This is a genomic window from Streptomyces sp. XH2 (assembly GCF_049725035.1).
Taxonomy (GTDB): Bacteria; Actinomycetota; Actinomycetes; order Streptomycetales; family Streptomycetaceae; genus Streptomyces; species Streptomyces roseoverticillatus.
The window spans coordinates 25364-41214 of record NZ_JBMMMZ010000022.1; the positions used below are offsets into that span (position 1 = coordinate 25364).

The following is a 15851-nucleotide window of genomic DNA, read 5'->3' on the forward strand; positions in this document are numbered from 1 at the left end:
GCCGGTTCGCACAGCCCCGCCGGGGGCTGCGCGAACCGGCCTTCTCGTCCCCCAGGAGGTGTGCCCGGATGACCAGCAGCATCCCCGTTGCCCCGCCCCGTGCGGCCGCGGGCTCCGCCCTGCAGGCGGTCCTGCTCGACATGGACGGCACCCTCGTCGACACGGAGGGCTTCTGGTGGGAGGTGGAGGTCGCCGTCTTCGCCGAGCTGGGCCACCAGCTGCTGGAGGAGTACCGCGAGGTCGTCGTCGGCGGCCCGATGGCGCGCAGCGCCTCCTTCCTCATCCGGGCCACGGGCGCGAAGATCGCCCTGACGGAGCTCACCGTCCTGCTGAACACGCGCTTCTCCGAGATGATCGGGCGCGGGGTGCCGCTGATGCCGGGCGCCCGGCGGCTGCTCGCCGAGCTCGCCGCGCACAAGATCCCCACCGCCCTGGTCTCGGCCTCGCACCGGGAGATCATCGACCGCGTGCTGCTCTCCCTGGGCCCGGAGAACTTCGCGCTGACCGTCGCGGGCGACGAGATCGAGCGCACCAAGCCGCACCCCGACCCGTATCTGCTGGCGGCCGCCCGGCTCGGGGCAGAGCCCGGCCGCTGCGCGGTCGTGGAGGACACCCTGACCGGGGTGACGGCCGCGGAGGCGGCCGGCTGCCGGGTGGTGGCGGTGCCGTCCGTGGCGCCCATCCCGTCCGCCGCCGGGCGGACCGTCGTCGGCTCCCTCGAGGAAGTGGATCTCGGTTTTCTCCGGGGTCTGATCACGGGAATGCACCGGCCCGTGCACTGAGCGTGCCCCGGGGAAAGTTCAAGGAACTCTGGGCGCCGGAACGAGTGTTTTCCGTGACGAATGCGGTGACCTAATTCCTGCAGCCGCGGGAAAGTCGCCAGAGTGACCTTCGTCACCGCGAACGGCGGCGGTGTGTACGGAAACGATCACCCGGTGGCGCTCTCCATGGGGTTGAAGCGCACCCTTGTGTCCCGATTAGTGATCGAGTGCGCGAATCGTTCCGGCGTCCGGATATCGGTGAAACCCGCCGCTGTTATCGCCGCGTGATATCGCGTCAACTTCTCCGTGTTCAGGTGGCACCGGCCCCCGGCACTAATCTTTTCGCGAGAACTTCACGGCTTGCCCGTGGGCCCGCGCACCGGTCCCCGGTAGGGTCCCGGGAACCGAACGCACCACAGGGAGAACCCCACACAATGAACCGCAAGACGTTGGTGCTGCCGACCGTGGCAGCCCTGCTGGCCCCCGTGCTCGTCGCCTGCGGCGGGAGCGGCGGAGCCGGCAAGGGCGGCGGCGCCATCGTCGTCGGCACCACCGACCGGTTCGAGGAGACCACCGACGCCCCCGCGCCGTTCGACCCGGCCGCCGCGTACGACATCGGCGTCTGGAACGTTCTCCACAGCACCTTCCAGACCCTGCTGCGGCTGCCCCGCTCCGGTACCACCCCGGTCCCCGACGCCGCGTCCAGGTGTTCCTGGGGCGACCGCAAGAACGAGCAGTTCCGCTGCACCCTGCGCAGCGGCCTGAAGTTCTCCAACGGGCACGCGCTCACCGCCGAGGACGTCAAGTTCTCCATCGACCGCGCCCGCACCATCAACTTCGAGAACGGCCCGGTCTCGCTGCTCAGCAACATCGACCGGGTGGAGACGCCGGGCGAGCTGGAGGTCGTCTTCCAGCTGAAGACGCCCGACGCGACCTTCCCGCAGAAGATCGCCACCCCGGCCGCCGCCATCGTCGACGCCGAGTCCTACGACAAGAACAAGCTCGACAACGGCTTCAAGGTCGTCGGCTCCGGCCCGTACACGCTGCAGACCGAGGAGAAGGACGGCCGCGTCGTCAAGGCCGTGCTCAACCGCAACAAGGACTACCAGGGCTCCGTCGAGCCGCAGAACGACAAGGTCGAGATGCGCTTCTACGACGACTCCCGGTCGATGGAGAAGGCCCTCAAGTCGGGCGACATCGACATCATGAACCGCACCCTCTCCCCGGACCAGGTCAGCCGCCTGCGCGGGGCGGCGAGCAAGGACGTCAAGCTGCTCGAGGCCCCCGGCCAGGAGATCAGCTACCTCGCCTTCAACACCGATGACCCGGCGGTGAAGAACAAGGCCGTCCGCCAGGCCATGGCCCAGGTCGTCGACCGCGCGGCGCTGGCCCGCGACTCCTACGACCGCACCAACGACCCGCTGTACTCGCTCGTGCCCATGGGCATCACCGGTCACCAGAACTCGTTCTCCAACAAGTACGGTGACCCCAGCGCGGAGAAGGCCCGTGGCATCCTGCGCGCCGGCAACGTCAGCACCCCCGTACCGCTCACCCTCACCTACACCACCGACCACTACGGTGAGGCCACCGAGAAGTCCTTCAAGACCCTGCAGAAGCAGCTGAACGACAGCGGTCTGTTCAGCGTCAAGATCCAGGGCAAGGAGTGGTCCGAGTTCCGGCCCGAGGCCGCCGCCGGCAAGTACGCCGTCTACGGCATGGGCTGGTTCCCCGACTTCCCGGACGCCGACAACTTCGTCGCCCCGTTCATCGGCAAGGACAACTTCCTCCGCTCGCCCTACCGGAACAACAGGATCAGCAACGAGCTGATCCCGGACTCCCGCGAGGCCTCGCAGCGCGAGTCGGCGGCCAAGTACTTCCAGCAGGCTCAGGACATCGTCGCCGAGGAGGTGCCGGTGCTGCCGCTGTGGCAGGGCAAGCAGTACGTGGCGGCCCGGGAGAACGTCACCGGTGCCGAGTGGGCGCTCAACTCCGCCTCCGAGATGCAGCCGTGGGAACTCGCCCGCGGCGTATGAGGCACCCAGCCGTCAGACCGGTTCTGCCGACGACCTGTTCACGATTTGTTCAGAGACGAACAAGGAAACTGTGAGGAACGTGCACGTGAGGAAACGTGACCAGTGGCTTGCCGCCCCGCTCGGTGCGGGGCTCGCCGCCGCCCTGCTCACCGGGTGCGGTTCGGAAGACGGCAATGCCGGCGGCACCGGTGAGTCGGTGGTCATGGGGATGTCCGACGAGGTCGTGTCCATCGACCCGGCATCCGGTTACGACCCGGGCTCCTGGATCGTGTTCAACAACGTCTTCCAGTCGCTGATGAGCTTCCCCAAGGGGAGCACCATCCCGCAGCCCGACGCCGCCGACAAGTGCAGCTTCAAGGACGAGAGCAGCACCGTCTACCAGTGCACCCTCAAGGAGGGGCTCAAGTTCAGCAACGGCCACGACCTCACCTCCGAGGACGTCGCCTACTCCTTCAACCGCACCCTGAAGATCAACGACAAGAAGGGTCCCGCCTCGGCCCTGCTGTCCTCGATCAAGAACATCAGGACGCCGGACAAGCTGAACGTCGTCTTCGAGCTCAAGCGCTCCGACGCCACCTTCCCGCAGAAGATCGCCTCGGGCGCCGGCTCGATCGTGGACCACCAGGAGTACCCCGCGGACAAGCTCCGCACCGACGGCAAGGCCATCGGCTCCGGTGTCTACAAGCTGGACTCGTACGACGAGAAGCAGGCCAAGTTCTCGGTCAACAAGGACTACAAGGGCGGTGCGGTCGTCCAGAACCGCGGCGTCACGATGAAGCTCTTCCACGGCGAGCAGACCGCTCTGAAGGACGCCGTCCAGAAGGGCGACATCGACCTCGCCTACCGTGGTCTCGCCATGAAGGACATCGCCGACCTCGACGCCTCGGCCGGCAAGCACAACCTCAAGGTCGTCGAGGGCACCAGCGCCGAGGTCCAGCACCTGGTGTTCAACACCAAGGACCCGGTCGTCGGCAAGGTCGGCGTCCGCAAGGCCATCGCCTACCTGATCGACCGCAGCGCCCTCGTCCGCGACGTCTACAAGCGCACCGCCGAGCCGCTGTACTCGATCGTCCCCAGCGGCATCACCGGTCACAAGACCTCGTTCTACGACACCTACGGCGACCGGCCGCAGCAGGACAAGGCCGCCGCCGCCCTGAGCTCCGCCGGCATCAAGGACAAGGTCAAGCTCACCCTGTGGGCCACCCCGGTCCGCTACGGCCCCGGCACCGTCCCGGAGTTCCAGGAGATCGCCAAGCAGCTCAACAAGAGCGGCCTCTTCGAGGCGGACGTGAAGTCCGTCCCGCTGGAGGAGTACGAGCAGGGCATCGCCGCCGGCAAGTACGGCGTCTACGTGAAGGGCTGGGTCCCCGACTACCCGGACCCGGACAACTTCACCGCGCCCTTCTTCGGCGAGGACAACGTGGTCTCCAACAACTACGAGTCCAAGGAGATCAGCAGCCGCATCCTGGCCACCGCGGCCAACGGCAGCCGGCCCTCCACCATCGGCGACTTCGCCAAGGTGCAGAACACCGTCGCCCAGGACGTGCCGCTGCTCCCGCTCTGGCAGGGCAAGCAGTACGCCGTGGCAGGCGAGCGCGTCTCCGGTCTCCAGTGGACCCTCGACGCCTCGACCGTCTTCCGTTTCTGGGAGATCAGCAAGTCCGCGAAGGGCTGACCCGCCCCCCACGCGAATGTGCCCTCCCCCGGACATCCGGGGGAGGGCACCGTGCTGTGCAGGGGAAGGACGGCTACTGCGCGCCCGGCCGCACCAGCCCGCTCTCGTACGCGTAGACCGCCGCCTGCACGCGGTCCCGCAGCCCGAGCTTCGTCAGGACGTGCCCCACGTGCGTCTTCACCGTGGTCTCGCTGACGAACAGATCCGCCGCGATCTCCGCGTTCGACAGGCCGCGCGCCACCAGCTTCAGCACCTCGACCTCGCGGTCCGTCAGCGTGTGCAGCGTGTCCGGCAGCGGCTCCTCGCCCGACGGCAGATGGCCCGCGTACTTGTCGAGCAGCCGGCGCGTGATGCTCGGCGCGAGCATCGCCTCGCCGCCCGCCACCACCCGGATCGCCTGCACCAGCTCATGGGCCGGCGCGTCCTTCAGCAGGAAGCCGCTCGCACCCGCGCGCAGCGCCTCCACCACGTACTCGTCGAGGTCGAAGGTGGTCAGCACCAGCACCTTCGCCGGGCCGTTCCGGTCCGGACCGGTGATCTGGCGCGTCGCCTCGACGCCGTCCATCCGGGGCATCCGGATGTCCATCAGGACCACATCCGGCTGCAGGGCCCGCACCTGATCCAGTGCCTGCAGGCCGTCCCCCGCCTCGCCCACCACCGCGAGGTCCTGTTCCGCTTCGAGAATCATCCGGAAGCCGGTGCGCAGCAGCGGCTGGTCGTCGACCAGTAGGACGCGGATCGCCACAGGAACTCCTTCGTTAGACCGTGTCCATTCTGCCCTGCGGGCTCTCCTGAGGGGCCACCCGGCCGTCGCGCTGCGCCACGACCGGCAGCGGATACGGCGGGGGAGTGCCGCCGAACTCCGGGCACACCGCCCGGTGGTCGCACCAGCCGCACAGCTTCGTCGGCCGCGGCCGCCACTCACCGGTCTCCGTGGCCAGCACGATCGCGTCCCACAGGGCCCGCAGCTTGCGCTCGACCGCCCGCAGCTCGGCCTCCACGGGGTCGTACGTCAGCACGTCACCGCTGCCGAGGTAGACCAGCTGGAGCCGGCGCGGCACCCGGCCCCTCAGCTTCCACAGCACCAGGGCGTAGAACGTCATCTGGAACAGCGCCTGGGAGCGGAACTGCGGGGCCGGGGCCTTGCCCGTCTTGTAGTCCACGATGCGCACGTCGCCCGTCGGCGCCACGTCCACCCGGTCGATGAAGCCCCGCAGCAGCGGGCCCGACTCCAGCGCCGTCTCCACGTACAGCTCGCGCTCCGCGGGCTCCAGCCGCGTCGGGTCCTCCAGCGTGAACCAGCGCTCGACCAGCCGCTCCGCCTCGCCCAGCCACTTCGCCAGCAGCGCCGGGTCGTGCGCGCCGTCCTCGTCGTGGAACAGCTCGGCCAGCTCCGGGCGGGAGGCCAGCAGCCGCTCCCACTCGCCGGGCACCAGCCCCCGGGCCCGCTCCGTCGTCCGCTCCGCCGCGGGAGCGTCGAACAGCCGCTCCAGCACCGCGTGCACCACCGTGCCGCGGGTGGCCGCCGCGCTCGGCTTCTCCGGCAGCCGGTCGATCACCCGGAACCGGTACAGCAGCGGGCACTGCATGAAATCGCCCGCCCGCGACGGCGAGAGCGCCTTCGGCCGCCCCGCACCCGTGCCCGTCTCCGCAGGCCCGCGGCGCGCGTCCGTCCCGGCAGGGGCCCCACTGTCCATACCCATGACAGAAAACCCTAAGGCCCGCCACCGACAACCGGCGTCATACCATCGACCACAGACCCCTTCGCACTGCATGATCGGAGCAGCACCGGTCACCTGCGAGGGCCGCATCCGACGAGGGGACACCGTGGAGAACAGCGGGCAGAGCAGGTCCGGCGGCGGGGGCGCCGGCGGGCGGCACGAGCCCGGCAAGCGCACGCCGGAACGCCCCCGCGACAGCGGCGGCGGCATCCTCATGGGACGCCCCTTCGGCGTACCCGTCTACGTGGCCCCCAGCTGGTTCCTCGTCGCCGCCCTCATCACCTGGGTCTTCGGCGGCCAGCTCGACCGCGTGCTCCCCGAGCTCGGCCGCGCCCGCTACCTCGTCTCCCTCTTCTTCGCCGTCGCCTTCTACGCCTCGGTCCTCATCCACGAGCTCGCCCACACCGTCGCCGCGCTCCGCTTCAAGCTCCCCGTGCGCCGCATCCAGCTCCAGTTCTTCGGCGGCGTCTCCGAGATCGAGAAGGAGACCGAGACCCCCGGCCGCGAGTTCGTCCTCGCCTTCGTCGGGCCCCTGCTCTCCCTCGTCCTCGCCGGCGTCTTCTACCTCGGCGTGCTCGCCGTCGAGCCCGGCACCGTCCCCGGCGTCCTGCTCGCCGGCCTGATGGTCTCCAACCTGCTCGTCGCCGCCTTCAACCTGCTCCCCGGCCTCCCGCTGGACGGCGGCCGCATGCTCCGCGCCGTCGTCTGGAAGCTCAGCGGCAGCCCCATGACCGGCACCGTCGCCGCCGCCTGGACCGGCCGCGCCCTCGCCGTCGCCGTCCTCGTCGGCCTGCCCCTGCTGACCCGCGCCGGCGGCGGCCTCGGCGAGTCCGGGGCGAACCTCGGCGGCCTCGACTCCCTCACCGACGCCCTCCTCGCGGCGATCCTCGCCGCCATCATCTGGACCGGCGCCGGCAACAGCCTCCGCATGGCCCGCCTGCGCGAGCGCCTCCCCGCCCTCTCGGCCCGCGCCCTCACCCGCCGCGCCGTCCCCGTCCCCGCCGCCACCCCCCTCTCCGAGGCCCTGCGCCGCGCCGGGGAGGCCGGCGCCCGCGCCCTCGTCGTCGTCGACGGCCAGGGCAGCCCCACCGCCCTGGTCCGCGAGGCCGCCATCGTCGGCGTGCCCGAGCACCGCCGCCCCTGGGTCGCCGTCAGCGCCCTCGCCCAGGACCTCAGGGACGGCATGCGCGTCCCCGCCGACCTCTCCGGCGAGGAGCTCCTCGACACCCTCCGCGCTACCCCCGCCACCGAGTACCTGGTCGTCGAGCCCGGCGGAGAGGTCTACGGCGTGCTGTCGACCTCCGACGTCGAGCGGGCCTTCGTCGCCGCCATGTCCCGGAACCCCTCCTCCGCCCGCACGCCCTCCTGAGGCCGCGCACGCGGCCCCGCACCGGCGCCGTGTCCGTACCCCCGCCGGATGACGGGTACGCTGGTCACATGTCCGAACCGACCGGTGCCGCCCGCCGACGCGGGCCCTTCCAGGTCGGGGACCAGGTCCAGCTCACCGACCCCAAGGGACGCCACTACACGTTCACGCTCGAAGCCGGGAAGCAGTTCCACACCCACAAGGGTGCCTTCCCCCACGACGAGCTGATCGGCGCCCCCGAAGGCAGTGTTGTCCGTACCACGGGAAACGTCGCCTACCTCGCGCTGCGCCCCCTGCTCCCCGACTACGTCCTGTCCATGCCCCGCGGTGCCGCCGTGGTCTACCCCAAGGACGCGGGGCAGATCCTCGCCTTCGCCGACATCTTCCCCGGCGCGCGCGTCGTGGAGGCGGGCGTGGGCTCCGGCTCCCTGAGCAGCTTCCTGCTGCGCGCCATCGGTGACCAGGGCATGCTGCACTCCTACGAGCGCCGCGCGGACTTCGCCGAGATCGCCCAGGCGAACGTCGAGCGCTACTTCGGCGGCCCGCACCCCGCCTGGCAGCTCACCGTCGGCGACCTCCAGGACAACCTGTCCGACACCGACGTCGACCGCGTCATCCTCGACATGCTCGCCCCCTGGGAGTGCCTGGAGGCCGTCTCCAAGGCGCTCGTCCCCGGCGGCATCCTCTGCTGCTACGTGGCGACGACCACCCAGCTCGCGCGGACCGTGGAGTCCATCCGCGAGATCGGCTGCTTCGCCGAGCCGCAGCCGTGGGAGTCGATGATCCGCAACTGGCACGTCGAGGGCCTGGCCGTCCGGCCGGACCACCGCATGATCGGCCACACCGGCTTCCTGGTCACCGCCCGCCGCCTCGCGGACGGCGTCGAGCCGCCCATGCGCCGCCGCCGCCCCGCCAAGGGCGCCTACGGCGAGGACTACGAAGGCCCCAACAAGGGCTGACCCGGGACGCCGCGTGCCCGGCACGCACGGCGCCGCCCCCGCGTTCCCCGCACCGCGGGGAACTCGGGGGCGGCGCCTCTTCGTTAGGCTCACCCGCCCGGCTCCCCGCCCGCGCATTCCGGCGGCCGTCCACCGGCGTGCCCGCTGTTCACCGGTACGCGGTGATGTGGCACGATGCTGATCAATTCAGCGTCCCCCCGCGTCCCCCGCAGTCACCGCCACAGGAGTCAGCGCGCGTGCAGCAACCGGCCGGCAGTCTTCGTCCAGACCGTGCTCATTCCGCCCCCGAGCCCGCCGAGCCCCTCCCGCACACCCGCCCCGGGCCCGTGCACTGGCTGGTCACCGCCGTGGCCCTGGCCGCCGTGATCGCCGCGGCCTGCGTCGCCGGCCCCCGGGAGGACCCGGCCCCGGCCCGGGCCGTCGCCCCGGCCGCGGCCACCCGGGCCCCCGACGCGCTCGCCGCCCGCTACCCCCTGAAGTGCGGCCCCGGCGGCGGACCCGACGTCGTCCAGCAGGTCACCTCGGACCTCGACCACGACGGCCGGCCGGAGACCGTGGCCGTCGTGCGCTGCCGCGCCGGCGGCGGCACCCCGCCCAGCGGCGTCTACCTCCTCGCCGAGCCCCGCGCGTACGGCGAGCCGCCGCGCGTGCTGGCCACGCTCGTGGATCCCAAGGAGAAGATGACCGTCACCGGTCTCACGGTCACCGAGGGCACCGTTTCGGCCACTCTGCTCGGCTACTCCGCCCCGAGCGTGCCGCGTTGCTGCCCGGACATGCAGCGGACCGTCGAATGGCGCTGGAAGAACGGGAAGTTCGCCCTCCGGCCGCGTCCGGTCGCGGGGAGTGTGTGATCCGTCACTCGGCGTCGGGGCCGTAGATCTCCACCTTGTCCGAGATGCGCCGCACATGAATGCAGTCGCCCGGGCACTCCTTCGCGGAGTCCCGGACGTCGGTGAGCAGGGTCAGCGGCACCGGAGTCGTCGCGCCCGGCTCCTGCAGCAGCTCGTCGTCCGCGCTCTTCACATAGGCCAGGCCGTCGATGTCCAGCTCGAACACCTCGGGCGCATACTGGGCGCAGATCCCGTCCCCCGTGCACAGGTCCTGGTCGATCCAGACCTCCAGAGCCTCGTCCGTAGCAGCCCGGCCCACCGGAGCCCCGGCCGTCTCTGCGCGGTCGTCGTTCTGCACGGTCATCTCGCCCTGCCGTTCGCTACGTCTGTGAATCAATTGGAGCCAGCCCTGACGGGTGTTGACCGACTCGACGATACAACCGCCCGCTTTCCGATGTTGATGGGTGGGTATTCCCCTGCTGTGGGGACGTGCGCAAGGGTGAAGATCGGACACACTCCGACCGGGTTTGTGATCTAGGGGTTTCAACCTGCACCGGCCCAGGTAGGGTCAGGAAGCGTCCAGCTCCCCTTGGAGGAGGTGAGGACCGTGGCAGCCCACGACGACGACATGAACCGCGGCATCCGGCCGGGACGAGCGTCCGACGACCTCGCGAGCCAGGTTGCCTATTACGAGCAGGAGATCGCCGTCCTGCGACGCAAGCTCGCCGACTCTCCGCGTCACACGAGGATTCTCGAAGAGCGGATCGTCGAGCTCCAGACCAACCTGGCCGGCGTGTCCGCTCAGAACGAGCGGCTCGCCAACACCCTCCGCGAGGCACGCGACCAGATCGTCGCCCTCAAGGAGGAGGTCGACCGGCTCGCGCAGCCGCCGGCCGGCTTCGGGGTCTTCCTCAAGGCCAACGACGACGGCACGGCCGACATCTTCACCGGGGGCCGCAAGCTCCGGGTGAACGTCAGCCCCAGCGTCGAGGCCGAGGATCTCCGGCGCGGCCAGGAAGTCATGCTCAACGAAGCGCTCAACGTGGTCGAGGCCATGGAGTTCGAGCGGGCCGGGGACATCGTCACCCTCAAGGAGATCCTCGAGGACGGCGAGCGCGCCCTGGTCATCGGGCACACCGACGAGGAGCGGGTGGTGAGGCTCGCCGAGCCGCTGCTGGACACCACCATCCGCCCCGGCGACGCCCTGCTCCTGGAACCCCGTTCCGGCTACGTCTACGAGATCATCCCGAAGAGCGAGGTCGAGGAGCTCGTCCTCGAAGAGGTCCCGGACATCGACTACACCAAGATCGGCGGTCTGGGGAACCAGATCGAGCTGATCCGCGACGCGGTCGAGCTCCCCTACCTCTACCCCGACCTCTTCAAGGAGCACGAACTGCGGCCGCCCAAGGGCGTGCTGCTGTACGGCCCGCCCGGCTGCGGCAAGACGCTCATCGCCAAGGCCGTCGCCAACTCCCTTGCCAAGAAGGTCGCCGAGGTCACCGGCAAGCCCGCGGGGAAGAGCTTCTTCCTCAACATCAAGGGCCCCGAGCTCCTCAACAAGTACGTCGGGGAGACCGAGCGGCACATCCGGCTGATCTTCCAGCGCGCCCGGGAGAAGGCGAGCGAGGGCACCCCGGTCATCGTCTTCTTCGACGAGATGGACTCCCTCTTCCGCACCCGCGGCTCCGGAGTCAGCTCGGACGTCGAGAACACCATCGTCCCCCAGCTCCTCTCGGAGATCGACGGCGTCGAGGGCCTGGAGAACGTGATCGTGATCGGCGCCTCCAACCGGGAGGACATGATCGACCCGGCCATCCTGCGCCCCGGCCGGCTCGATGTGAAGATCAAGATCGAGCGCCCGGACGCCGAGGCCGCCAAGGACATCTTCTCGAAGTACCTCACCCGGACCCTGCCCATCCACGCGGACGACCTCACCGAGCACGGCGGGGACCCCGGGGCCGCCGTGGCCGGCATGATCCAGTCGGTCGTCGAGCAGATGTACGCGGAATCCGAGGAAAACCGCTTCCTCGAGGTCACCTACGCCAATGGCGACAAGGAAGTCCTCTATTTCAAGGACTTCAACTCCGGCGCCATGATCCAGAACATTGTGGACCGGGCGAAGAAGATGGCGATCAAGGCCTTCCTCGACCACAACCAGAAGGGTCTGCGCGTCTCCCACCTGCTCGCCGCCTGCGTCGACGAGTTCAAGGAGAACGAGGACCTGCCCAACACCACCAACCCGGACGACTGGGCCCGCATCTCCGGCAAGAAGGGCGAGCGGATCGTCTTCATCCGCACCCTGGTCACCGGGAAGCAGGGCGCCGACACCGGTCGCTCCATCGACACGGTGGCGAATACCGGCCAGTACCTGTAGGACCGCCGTCCGGCTGCGGATGTCCCACCCCCGCCCTGGCGGGGGCACACCCCGGGACAACCGCGGCCGGACGCGTTTTTCCCGGGGTGTGCGCCGTTTTCCGCGGGATTCCCGCCGGTATCGCGCCACGGGGAGCGTCCATGGCCCGGGTACGCCACGAACCGGAGCAATGACTGTAATGATCTCCCCACCGCCGCAAAGCCGTTCTAGGCTCTTCGATACCGCCGCAGCGCGCGCCGGGGGACCGAGGGCCGGACACGGACCGGATGCGCAGCGGTACTTGAGCGCCGACCCCACCAGGGGGCGCCGCCGGGCAAGGAGGGCCGCATGACCGTACGGCGAGTAATGGGCATCGAGACGGAGTACGGGATCTCCGTCCCCGGTCACCCGAACGCCAATGCCATGCTCACCTCGTCCCAGATCGTCAACGCCTACGCCGCGGCGATGCACCGGGCGCGACGCGCCCGCTGGGACTTCGAGGAGGAGAACCCGCTGCGGGACGCCCGGGGCTTCGACCTCGCCCGCGAAGCCGCGGACTCCAGCCAGCTCACCGACGAGGACATCGGCCTCGCCAACGTCATCCTGACCAATGGCGCGCGGCTCTACGTCGACCACGCCCACCCCGAATACAGCTCCCCGGAGATCACCAACCCCCGCGACGCCGTCCTGTGGGACAAGGCCGGGGAGCGGATCATGGCCGAGGCCGCCGAGCGCGCCGCCCAGCTGCCCGGAGCCCAGCCGATCCACCTCTACAAGAACAACACCGACAACAAGGGCGCGTCCTACGGCACCCACGAGAACTACCTGATGAAGCGGGAGACCCCCTTCTCGGACATCGTGCGCCACCTGACGCCCTTCTTCGTCTCCCGCCAGGTCGTTACCGGCGCCGGCCGCGTCGGCATCGGCCAGGACGGCCACGAGCACGGCTTCCAGCTCAGCCAGCGCGCGGACTACTTCGAGGTCGAGGTGGGCCTGGAGACCACCCTCAAGCGGCCGATCATCAACACCCGCGACGAGCCGCACGCCGACGCCGAGAAGTACCGCCGGCTCCACGTGATCATCGGTGACGCCAACCTCTCGGAGATCTCCACCTACCTCAAGCTGGGCACCACCGCGCTGGTCCTGTCCATGATCGAGGACGGCTTCATCGTCTCCGACCTGGCCGTCGACCAGCCCGTCCGCACGCTCCACCAGGTCAGCCACGACCCCACCCTGCAACGGCTGATCACGCTCCGCAGCGGCCGCACGCTCACCGCCGTACAGCTCCAGATGGAGTACTGCGAGCTGGCCCGCAAGTACGTCGAGAACCGCTTCGGGGCCGACGCCGACGAGCAGACCAAGGACGTCCTCGGCCGCTGGGAGGACGTGCTGAACCGGCTGGAGCACGATCCGATGAGCCTGGCCGGCGAGCTGGACTGGGTGGCCAAGCGGGAGCTCCTGGAGGGCTACCGCCGCCGCGACGGCCTGGGCTGGGACGCGGCCCGGCTGCACCTGGTGGACCTGCAGTACGCGGACGTGCGGCCCGAGAAGGGGCTGTACAACCGCCTCGCGGCCCGCGGCAGGATGAAGCGCCTGCTGGACGAGACCGAGGTGGAGCGCGCCCGCACGGTCCCGCCCGAGGACACCCGGGCCTACTTCCGCGGCCGCTGCCTGGAGCAGTACGCGGACGACGTGGCCGCGGCCTCCTGGGACTCGGTGATCTTCGACCTCCCGGGCCGTGACTCCCTGCAACGGGTGCCCACCCTGGAGCCACTGCGCGGCACGCGCAACCACGTCAAGGAGCTCCTGGACCGCTGCCGCACCGCGGAGGAGCTGGTCCGGGTCCTCTCCGGGGGCTGAGCAGGTCTGAGAGGAGGACGTTCAGGGAATCATCACCGTGGTTCCGGGACGTTGTAGCAAGTGCAGGGCCGATGCCGGACCCGGGTTATAGGGTCTGATCAGGGCCGAGTATCACCTGAGTACGTCCGATCTTGTACGTCGAACCGAGCGGGGTGAGGGATATGGCGACCAAGGACACCGGCGGCGGCCAGCAGAAGGCCACGCGATCCACCGAGGACGTCGAGGAACAGGCGCAGGACGCGCAGGTCTCGGAGGACCTCAAGGAACGGCAGGAGAAGCTGTCGGACGACGTCGACTCCGTGCTGGACGAGATCGACGACGTCCTCGAGGAGAACGCCGAGGACTTCGTGCGCTCCTTCGTTCAGAAGGGCGGCCAGTAGGCCCCGGCCGCCGCCTGCGGATCACGATCATGGGACCGGTAAGGTCCCTGGCGTACTGCGCCCCAGCTCCGACGCGGGCCTGGGGCGGTTCAAGGATCGAGCGGACGTCATGGGGCGGGCCGCTGCATACCTGGAAGGAAACGTGTGGAAGCCAACACTCGTAGCACCGGGCGTCTGCCGGCTGCCTTCCTGACCCCCGGCTCCTCGTCGTTCATGGACTTCCTCTCCGCGCACCAGCCGGCGCTGCTCCCGGGCAACCGGGCGCTGCCCCCGGTGCAGGGCGCGATCGAGATCCCCCATGGGACGACCATCGTCGCGGCCTCGTTCCCCGGCGGTGTGGTGCTGGCCGGTGACCGCCGGGCGACGATGGGCAACGTCATCGCCCAGCGCGACATCGAGAAGGTCTTCCCGGCCGACGAGTACTCGGCGGTGGGCATCGCCGGCACGGCCGGGCTGGCCGTGGAGATGGTCAAGCTCTTCCAGCTGGAGCTGGAGCACTTCGAGAAGGTCGAGGGGGTCCAGCTCTCGCTGGAGGGCAAGGCGAACCGGCTGTCGACGATGATCCGCAGCAATCTCGGCATGGCCATGCAGGGCCTGGCCGTGGTGCCGCTGTTCGCCGGCTGGGACGTGGACCGCCAGAAGGGCCGGATCTTCTCCTACGACGTGACCGGCGGGCGCTCGGAGGAGCACGGCTTCGCCGCCACCGGCTCGGGCTCGGTCTTCGCCCGGGGGTCGCTGAAGAAGCTCTTCCGGGAGGACCTGACGGAGGGCCAGGCCCTCACGCTCGTCGTCCAGGCGCTCTACGACGCCGCCGACGACGACTCCGCGACCGGCGGACCGGATCTTGCACGGCGCATCTATCCGATCGTCACCGTCATCACCGACGAGGGGTTCCGGAAGCTCACCGAGGCACAGTGCTCCGAGATCGTCCGGGCCATTCACGAGCGGCGGCTGGAAGAGCCGGACGGCCCGCGGGCCGCCCTCCTCTGAAGGGGCGCGGTTGTGAACTCGTCAATGACAGAAAGGGACGGATAACCGGTGTCGACGCCGTTCTACGTATCACCTCAGCAGGCCATGGCCGACCGCGCCGAATACGCCCGCAAGGGCATCGCGCGCGGCCGCAGCGTCGTGGTGCTCCAGTACACCGATGGCGTTGTCTTCGTTGCCGAGAACCCGTCCCGGGCCCTGCACAAGGTCAGCGAAATCTATGACCGGATCGCGTTCGCCGCGGTCGGGAAGTACAACGAATTCGAAAATCTGCGGATCGGCGGCGTGCGCTACGCCGATCTCCGTGGTTACACCTATGACCGGGACGACGTCACGGCCCGTGGCCTGGCCAATGTCTACGCCCAGACGCTGGGCGGGATCTTCTCCAGCGCGGCCGAGAAGCCCTACGAGGTCGAGCTGATCGTCGCCGAGGTCGGTGCCGGCCCCGAGGACGATCAGATCTACCGGCTGCCGCATGACGGCTCGATCGTGGATGAGCACGGTTCGGTCGCCATCGGTGGCAATGCCGACCAGATCAGCAATTACCTCGATCAGCGGCACCGCGACGGCATGACGCTCTCCGAGGCGCTGAAGCTCGCCGTGGAGTCCCTCACCCGGGACAACAACGGCGGCGAGCGGACGCTGACCGCGGAGCAGCTGGAGGTCGCGGTCCTGGACCGCACGCGGCCGCAGCAGCGGAAGTTCAAGCGGCTCCTGGGCCGTCAGCTGTCGCGGCTGCTGGAGGAGGGCACGTCCGCTGCCGCCGAGCCGGGCACGGAGCCGGAGGCGGCTGTGGAGGAGGGCGGAGAGGCCTCCGCCGAGAGCTGATTCCCGCCGTCTTCGTCGTAGCGCCGTGCGCCCCCCCCGGGTCTCCCCCCCGGGCGCCCCGGGGTTTCGCACCGGGTGGCCCCCGCGGACCCCCGAGG

Annotated in this window: 15 protein-coding genes and 1 pseudogene; 13 read left to right on the top strand and 3 right to left on the bottom strand. The window is 69.8% G+C overall.

Translation table 11 applies throughout. The annotated features are described in order from the left end of the window. Positions 1 to 68: 68 nt before the first annotated feature. The 4 genes from ACOTKD_RS34990 to ACOTKD_RS35005 all read left to right on the top strand — a co-directional run bounded on the left by ACOTKD_RS34990 (position 69) and on the right by ACOTKD_RS35005 (position 4469). Positions 69 to 782: an HAD family hydrolase gene (locus ACOTKD_RS34990; protein WP_424893028.1), complete on the top strand. Its 714-nt coding sequence runs from the start codon at positions 69 to 71 to the stop codon at positions 780 to 782. A 102-nt stretch (positions 783 to 884) separates the two neighbouring features. Next, the gene (locus tag ACOTKD_RS34995; protein ID WP_424893029.1) at positions 885 to 1049 is read left to right on the top strand and encodes a hypothetical protein; all 165 of its coding nucleotides are present in this window, start codon (positions 885 to 887) and stop codon (positions 1047 to 1049) included. Positions 1050 to 1195: 146 nt separating this feature from the next. Continuing rightward, on the top strand, positions 1196 to 2794 hold the full coding sequence (locus ACOTKD_RS35000) for an ABC transporter substrate-binding protein (protein WP_424893030.1): 1599 nt from the start codon (positions 1196 to 1198) through the stop codon (positions 2792 to 2794). A gap of 85 nt (positions 2795 to 2879) precedes the next feature. Further along, on the top strand, positions 2880 to 4469 hold the full coding sequence (locus tag ACOTKD_RS35005) for an ABC transporter substrate-binding protein (protein WP_424893031.1): 1590 nt from the start codon (positions 2880 to 2882) through the stop codon (positions 4467 to 4469). 73 nt (positions 4470 to 4542) lie between these two features. On the opposite strand, the gene ACOTKD_RS35010 is transcribed toward ACOTKD_RS35005, so the two are convergent. Next, on the bottom strand, positions 4543 to 5214 hold the full coding sequence (locus ACOTKD_RS35010; protein WP_391835365.1) for a response regulator: 672 nt from the start codon (positions 5212 to 5214) through the stop codon (positions 4543 to 4545). Between the two features lie 13 nt (positions 5215 to 5227). Continuing rightward, on the bottom strand, positions 5228 to 6172 hold the full coding sequence (locus ACOTKD_RS35015) for a RecB family exonuclease (RefSeq protein WP_424893032.1): 945 nt from the start codon (positions 6170 to 6172) through the stop codon (positions 5228 to 5230). Positions 6173 to 6296: 124 nt separating this feature from the next. Between ACOTKD_RS35015 and ACOTKD_RS35020 the strand changes: the two genes are divergently transcribed. From ACOTKD_RS35020 to ACOTKD_RS35030, 3 genes are all read left to right on the top strand, one after another. Beyond that, complete coding sequence (locus ACOTKD_RS35020) at positions 6297 to 7559, top strand: site-2 protease family protein (protein WP_424893033.1); 1263 nt, start codon at positions 6297 to 6299, stop codon at positions 7557 to 7559. Positions 7560 to 7627: 68 nt separating this feature from the next. Beyond that, entirely contained in the window at positions 7628 to 8515 is an 888-nt protein-coding gene (locus ACOTKD_RS35025) for a tRNA (adenine-N1)-methyltransferase (protein WP_106677765.1), read from the top strand. Positions 8516 to 8751: 236 nt separating this feature from the next. Continuing rightward, positions 8752 to 9366 carry a hypothetical protein gene (locus tag ACOTKD_RS35030; protein WP_424893034.1) on the top strand — a complete coding sequence of 205 codons (615 nt, stop codon included), beginning with the start codon at positions 8752 to 8754 and terminating at the stop codon, positions 9364 to 9366. 4 nt (positions 9367 to 9370) lie between these two features. On the opposite strand, the gene ACOTKD_RS35035 is transcribed toward ACOTKD_RS35030, so the two are convergent. After that, the gene (locus tag ACOTKD_RS35035; protein WP_424893035.1) at positions 9371 to 9709 is read right to left on the bottom strand and encodes a ferredoxin; all 339 of its coding nucleotides are present in this window, start codon (positions 9707 to 9709) and stop codon (positions 9371 to 9373) included. Positions 9710 to 9952: 243 nt separating this feature from the next. On the opposite strand from ACOTKD_RS35035, the gene arc reads away from it, so the two are divergent. From arc to prcA, 6 genes and pseudogenes are all read left to right on the top strand, one after another. Then, positions 9953 to 11719 (top strand): proteasome ATPase, encoded by a 1767-nt coding sequence (arc, locus tag ACOTKD_RS35040; RefSeq protein WP_424893036.1) that lies wholly within the window; start codon positions 9953 to 9955, stop codon positions 11717 to 11719. A gap of 327 nt (positions 11720 to 12046) precedes the next feature. Next, positions 12047 to 13558, top strand: a complete 1512-nt coding sequence (gene dop / locus ACOTKD_RS35045) for a depupylase/deamidase Dop (RefSeq protein ID WP_211264905.1) — start codon at positions 12047 to 12049, stop codon at positions 13556 to 13558. A 161-nt stretch (positions 13559 to 13719) separates the two neighbouring features. Next, on the top strand, positions 13720 to 13938 hold the full coding sequence (locus ACOTKD_RS35050; RefSeq protein ID WP_030367635.1) for a ubiquitin-like protein Pup: 219 nt from the start codon (positions 13720 to 13722) through the stop codon (positions 13936 to 13938). 25 nt (positions 13939 to 13963) lie between these two features. After that, positions 13964 to 14131: pseudogene (locus ACOTKD_RS35055) on the top strand (endonuclease VII); the annotation flags it as partial. Then, complete coding sequence (gene prcB, locus ACOTKD_RS35060; RefSeq protein WP_424893037.1) at positions 14083 to 14928, top strand: proteasome subunit beta; 846 nt, start codon at positions 14083 to 14085, stop codon at positions 14926 to 14928. The pseudogene ACOTKD_RS35055 and the gene prcB, both read left to right, overlap by 49 nt. A gap of 48 nt (positions 14929 to 14976) precedes the next feature. Beyond that, on the top strand, positions 14977 to 15753 hold the full coding sequence (gene prcA / locus ACOTKD_RS35065) for a proteasome subunit alpha (RefSeq protein WP_424893038.1): 777 nt from the start codon (positions 14977 to 14979) through the stop codon (positions 15751 to 15753). The last annotated feature ends 98 nt before the right edge of the window (positions 15754 to 15851 follow it).

Coding starts and splice junctions, on each gene's coding strand:
- ACOTKD_RS34990 (WP_424893028.1), top strand. CDS start 69: ATGACCAGCAGCATCCCCGTTGCCCCGCCCCGTGCGGCCGCGGGCTCC.
- ACOTKD_RS35000 (WP_424893030.1), top strand. CDS start 1,196: ATGAACCGCAAGACGTTGGTGCTGCCGACCGTGGCAGCCCTGCTGGCC.
- ACOTKD_RS35015 (WP_424893032.1), bottom strand. CDS start 6,172: ATGGGTATGGACAGTGGGGCCCCTGCCGGGACGGACGCGCGCCGCGGG.
- ACOTKD_RS35025 (WP_106677765.1), top strand. CDS start 7,628: ATGTCCGAACCGACCGGTGCCGCCCGCCGACGCGGGCCCTTCCAGGTC.
- ACOTKD_RS35035 (WP_424893035.1), bottom strand. CDS start 9,709: ATGACCGTGCAGAACGACGACCGCGCAGAGACGGCCGGGGCTCCGGTG.
- dop (WP_211264905.1), top strand. CDS start 12,047: ATGACCGTACGGCGAGTAATGGGCATCGAGACGGAGTACGGGATCTCC.
- ACOTKD_RS35050 (WP_030367635.1), top strand. CDS start 13,720: ATGGCGACCAAGGACACCGGCGGCGGCCAGCAGAAGGCCACGCGATCC.